The following is a 4,984-nucleotide window of genomic DNA, read 5'->3' on the forward strand; positions in this document are numbered from 1 at the left end:
CGGATAACGCCACGGGCGTTATCCGCCGCCAGTCAGCCCTGCGCTTGCAGGAACAGCGAGAACAGCTCCGACTGCGACTTGATCCCCAGCTTGCTGTACATGTGCTTGCGGTGGACCTTCACCGTCTCCGCCGAAATCGCCAGCTTGCGCGCGATCTCCTTGCTCGAGCAGCCGCTGAGCATCAGCCGGCCGACTTCCAGCTCGCGCGCCGTCAGCGGCGTCTCCAGGCGTTCCACGGTTTCTTCCAGGCGACTCTGCCAGCGCGGCGCCGGGGGTGTGGCTTGTTCCAGCAGCTCACGCTCGAAGGCCATGCGCTGGCGCATCAGGCCGGCCACCCAGGGCCGCAGCAGGTCGAGCAGGGTGAGCTGCTCGGGGCTGAAGCGGCCTTCGCTGCCCAGCGACAGGCAGAGGGTGCGCTCGGCGTCGAGCTGGACGTTGAACTGCACCTCGTCGGCCACCACGTTCAGGCGGAAGTAGCGCTGGTAGTAGTCGGTCTGCTCGAAGCATTCCGGGGCCACGTCGGCCAGGCGCTGCAGGCCGCTGCCCGGCGCTTCGCGGCTGGCGATGTAGAAGGGGTCGAGCAGGTACAGGCCCTTGAGGTAGTCCTGGAACAGCGGGTCGGGGCCGCCGTCCTCGCCGGGGCATTCGGCGAACACCTGCGGGCGGCCGTTGCTGAAGAGCAGCGCCACCCAGCTGTCGAAGGGCACATACTGTTCCAGCAGGCGCACCAGGGCGAGCCAGAAGGTGGGCTTGTCCAGCGTCTCGATCAGGTGCCCGACCGAGCGGTGCCAGGCGAGGTCCTGCAGCGTAAGGTTCATGCCTCTACCCCTGTTGGGTTACCACGTGGGCGTAATTACCCCGGCGCGCCGGCCGATTGCATACTCGATGGATGCCTTGCGCCGGTGCGGTGCGCATTCTGACCCTTTTGCGGCGTCGGGTCATGCCTTCGCGCCGGTCGATGAATACCTGAGGAGCCCCCATGAAAGTCGAACTCGTGCAACTCGCCGGCCGTGATGGCGACGTGGCCTGGAACCTGGCCCGCACCCTGGAGGCGATCCATGCCTGCGCCCCGGACAGCCAGCTGGTGGTGTTCCCCGAGACCCAGCTGACCGGCTTCCCCACCGCCGCCAACATCGCCGCGCTGGCCGAGCCGATCGACGGCCCGAGCGTGCAGGCGGTGCAACGCGCGGCCAAGGAGAAGAACATCGCCGTGGCCGTGGGCTTCGCCGAGGTCGACGACGGCCGCTACTACAACACCACGCTGTTGATCACTCCCGAAGGCATCGCCCTGAAGTACCGCAAGACCCACCTGTGGGCCTCGGACCGCGGCATCTTCACCCCCGGCAACCGCTACGCCACCTGCCTGTGGAACGGCATCCGCGTGGGCATCGTCATCTGCTTCGACATCGAGTTCCCCGAGAGCGCCCGCGCCCTCGGCCAGCTGGGCGCCGAGCTGATCATCGTGACCAACGGCAACATGGACCCCTACGGCCCCACCCATCGCACCGCGATCATGGGCCGGGCCATGGAAAACCAGGCCTACGCGGTGATGGTCAACCGCGTCGGCGAAGGCGACGACGACCTGGTGTTCGCCGGCGGCAGCGCGGTGGTCGACCCCTTCGGCCAGCTGCTCTGCGAAGCCGGCCGCGAGGAGTGCCGGCAGACCGTCGAGCTGGACTTCGAACGCCTGGCGCAAGCGCGCCGCGACTACAGCTACCTGGCCGAACGGCGCTTCGTGCTGCCGGGTGAAATGCGCGAGCACGCCGATGGCCTGCGCGAGCTGCTGATTCCGGGCTGAGCCCCGGAAGGCGCAGGGCCGCGCCACCGACAATCCGAAAAAAACGGTGGGAACCCCTCCCGCCAGGCGGCTCCCGGGTGAGGGGCGCCGCCGCTGCACGCGTCGATTTCGACTCTGCCATAACAAACACAACTCGGAGTAAGCAGTAATGGCTCGACTCAAGCGAACCCTGTCGCTGGGTTCGGTGGTGCTCTTCGGCATCGCCTACATGACCCCGATCATCGTCCTCGGCACCTTCGGCATCCTCGCCGACACCACCGGCGGGGTGGTGCCCTCGGCCTACCTGGCGGCCTCGGTGGCGATGCTGTTCACCGCGCTCAGCTACGGGCGCATGGCCGCCGCCTTCCCGGTGGCCGGCTCGGCCTACACCTACGTGCGCAAGTCGATCAGCCCCAAGCTGGGCTTCCTCGCCGGCTGGGCGGTGCTGCTCGACTACCTGTTCCTGCCCATGGCCATCTGGCTGATCGGCGCCGCCTACCTGCACTCGGCCTTCCCGGCGGTGCCGCAGGCGCTCTGGGTGTTGGCGTTCATCGGCGTGACCACCGGCATCAACGTGGTCGGCCTGCGCCTGGCGAAGAACATCAATGGCGTGCTGATGCTGGTGCAGTTTCTGGTCCTGGCGGCCTTCGTGCTGCTGGCCGTGCACTATGTGCTGGGCGACCCGGGCAAGCCGCTGTGGTCGCTGGAGCCGTTCTTCAAGGAAGGCGTGCAGTTGCCGCTGATCATGAGCGGCGCGGCCATCGCCTGCTATTCGTTCCTGGGCTTCGACGCGGTCAGCACGCTCACCGAGGAAACCCACGAGCCGCGCAAGAACATCCCCCGCGCGATCCTGCTGATCACCCTGATCGGCGGCTGCATCTTCATCGCGGCCAGCTACTTCGTGCAGCTCGCGCACCCGTCCACCGAGTTCCAGAACGCCGACTCGGCGGCCTACGAGATCGCCCGCAACATCGGCGGCGACGTCTTCGTCAGCCTCTTCCTCATCGGCCTGATCGTCGGCCAGTTCACCTCGGGCCTGTCGGCCCAGGCCAGCGCCTCGCGCCTGCTGTTCGCCATGGGCCGCGACGGCGTGCTGCCGAAATCCTTCTTCGGCACCCTGAGCGAGCGCTTCGGCACCCCGGTGGGCAGCATCGTGCTGTGCGGCGTGGTGGCCCTGCTGGCGCTGGAGATGGACGTGACCACCTCCACCTCGTTCATCAACTTCGGCGCCTTCCTGGCCTTCAGCCTGGTGAACCTGTCGGTGATCTTCCACTACTGGATTCGCCGCGGCGAACGCGGCCTGCGCGGCGCGGTGCTGTTCCTGGCGTTCCCGCTGATCGGCCTGGTCGCCGACCTGTGGCTGATGGTCAGCCTCGATCACCTGGCCGTGTGGCTGGGCCTGGCCTGGCTGACCGTCGGCGTGGTCTACCTGGGCGTGCTCACCGGCGGCTTCCGTCAGTCGCCGCCGGAGATGCACTTCGAGGAGGCCTGAGGTCCTGTCAGTAGGCCCCGTCAGTAGGCGACGGTGAAGCGCTGGCGGTGGTGCGCCGGGCGCTCCGCCTCGTCGAGCATGGCCACGGCCAGGTCGGGGAGGGAGATGCGGCTTTCGCCCTGGGCGTCGAACAGCACCTGGTCGGCGCCGATGCGGAAGCTGCCGGTGCGCTGCTCGCCGTCGAGCAGCATGGCCGGGCTGAGGAACGCCCAGTCCAGCTCGCTTTCGCCGCGTAGCTGGTCGAGGGCGTCGGCGGCGCCGAGCGCGCCCTGTTTCCAGGCGGCGGGGAATTCCGGGCTGTCCACCAGGCGCTGGCCGGGGGCGATCTCCAGGCTGCCGGCGCCGCCGAGCACCAGCAGGCGCTTGACCCCGGCGGCCTTGGTGCCGTCGAGGATGGCGCGGCTGCCGCGGCCGTGGGCGGCGCGGATGTCCGGGTTGTTCCAGCCGGCGTTGAAGGCGCTGATCACCGCGTCATGCCCGGCCACCGCCTTGGCCACCTGGGTGGCGTCGTAGACGTCGGCCTGCACGGCGCTGAGGCCGGCGCGGCTGACCAGCCTGGCCGGGTCGCGGACCAGCGCGGTCACCAGCAGGCCACGGCGCAGCGCTTCTTCCAGGAAATAATGGCCGACATGGCCAGTGGCACCGATCAGGGCGATCTTCATCTTCGAACTCCGTGGGAAAGGCCGTGGTACGGCGGGATGACGCCCATCATCGGACACGCCCGGCGCGGGAAAAACCGGGCGGGGTGTCATGCACTCGTAAGCCTGGCTTCACAATCCCTGGTCGAAGAGCTTCTGCACCACCGAGAAATCCTTGTCGCCGAAGCCCTGTTTCAGCAGCAGCCGGTACAGGCTGGTGGCCAGGCTGCCCAGGGGCGTGGCGTTGCCGGTGAGCTGCGCGGCCTCCTGGGCCAGGCCCAGATCCTTGGCCATCAGCGCGCTGAGGAAACCGCCCTCGTAGCCGCGCGAGGCGGGGGCGTTCTCCATCACCCCGGGCCACGGGTTGTACACCTCCAGCGCCCAGTTGCCGCCGGAGCTGCGGCGCATGATCTCCGACAGCACCACCGGGTCCAGGCCGTTGGCCACGCCCAGGGCGAGGGACTCGGCGGTGCCGATCATGAGGATGGCGAGCAGCTGGTTGTTGCACACCTTGGCCACCTGGCCGGCGCCGTCGGTACCGGCGTGGAAGATGTTGCGGCCCATGGCGGCGAACACCGGGCGGGCGTTTTCCAGCACCGCCGGGTCGCCGCCGACCATGAAGGTCAGGGTGCCAGCGACGGCCCCGCCGACCCCGCCGGAGACCGGTGCGTCGAGCATCGGGATGCGCCGCTCGGCGGCGGCGTGGTGGACCTTGCGCGCCGAGGCCGGGGCGATGGTCGAGCATTCCAGCACCAGGGTGCCGGGAGTGATGTGCTGCAGCAGGCCCTGCTCGCCGAGGTAGAGCCCCTCGACGTGCTGGCTGGCCGGCAGCATGGTGATCACCACGTCGGCGCCGTCCACCGCGTCGTGGGCGCTGCGCGTGGCGTTGGCGCCCAGCGGCACCAGGGCGTCCATGGCGCTCTGCGCCAGGTCGAAGACCCGCAGCAGGTAACCGGCCTTGAGCAGGTTGGCGGCCATGGGCGCGCCCATGTGGCCCAGGCCGATGAAGGCTATCTGTTTCATCCGCGTTCTCCTCGGGTTGCGGGAGATGAACGCCATTTCGTAGGAGCGAGCTTG

Annotated in this window: 5 protein-coding genes; 2 read left to right on the plus strand and 3 right to left on the minus strand. The window is 68.7% G+C overall.

Annotated features, from left to right (window positions below):
- Positions 1-32 precede the first annotated feature (32 nt).
- The gene (locus P3W75_RS13400; protein WP_276227840.1) at positions 33-818 is read right to left on the minus strand and encodes a helix-turn-helix transcriptional regulator; all 786 of its coding nucleotides are present in this window, start codon (positions 816-818) and stop codon (positions 33-35) included.
- Positions 819-979: 161 nt separating this feature from the next.
- Between P3W75_RS13400 and P3W75_RS13405 the strand changes: the two genes are divergently transcribed.
- Together P3W75_RS13405 and P3W75_RS13410 are read left to right on the plus strand one after the other, a co-directional pair.
- Entirely contained in the window at positions 980-1,798 is an 819-nt protein-coding gene (locus P3W75_RS13405; protein WP_276227841.1) for a carbon-nitrogen hydrolase family protein, read from the plus strand.
- 148 nt (positions 1,799-1,946) lie between these two features.
- The gene (locus tag P3W75_RS13410) at positions 1,947-3,269 is read left to right on the plus strand and encodes an APC family permease (RefSeq protein WP_276227842.1); all 1,323 of its coding nucleotides are present in this window, start codon (positions 1,947-1,949) and stop codon (positions 3,267-3,269) included.
- Positions 3,270-3,289: 20 nt separating this feature from the next.
- On the opposite strand, the gene P3W75_RS13415 is transcribed toward P3W75_RS13410, so the two are convergent.
- On the minus strand, positions 3,290-3,931 hold the full coding sequence (locus tag P3W75_RS13415; protein ID WP_276227843.1) for an NAD(P)-dependent oxidoreductase: 642 nt from the start codon (positions 3,929-3,931) through the stop codon (positions 3,290-3,292).
- A gap of 108 nt (positions 3,932-4,039) precedes the next feature.
- Complete coding sequence (gene mmsB, locus P3W75_RS13420) at positions 4,040-4,930, minus strand: 3-hydroxyisobutyrate dehydrogenase (protein WP_276227844.1); 891 nt, start codon at positions 4,928-4,930, stop codon at positions 4,040-4,042.
- Positions 4,931-4,984: the final 54 nt, after the last annotated feature.

Source organism: Pseudomonas citronellolis, from assembly GCF_029335315.1.
GTDB classification, from domain to species: domain Bacteria; phylum Pseudomonadota; class Gammaproteobacteria; order Pseudomonadales; family Pseudomonadaceae; genus Pseudomonas; species Pseudomonas citronellolis_A.

Bases quoted from the DNA above. Each gene is read 5' to 3' on its own strand.
- P3W75_RS13400 (WP_276227840.1), bottom strand. From the start codon at position 818: ATGAACCTTACGCTGCAGGACCTCGCCTGGCACCGCTCGGTCGGGCAC.
- P3W75_RS13405 (WP_276227841.1), top strand. From the start codon at position 980: ATGAAAGTCGAACTCGTGCAACTCGCCGGCCGTGATGGCGACGTGGCC.
- P3W75_RS13415 (WP_276227843.1), bottom strand. From the start codon at position 3,931: ATGAAGATCGCCCTGATCGGTGCCACTGGCCATGTCGGCCATTATTTC.
- mmsB (WP_276227844.1), bottom strand. From the start codon at position 4,930: ATGAAACAGATAGCCTTCATCGGCCTGGGCCACATGGGCGCGCCCATG.
- P3W75_RS13410 (WP_276227842.1), top strand. From the start codon at position 1,947: ATGGCTCGACTCAAGCGAACCCTGTCGCTGGGTTCGGTGGTGCTCTTC.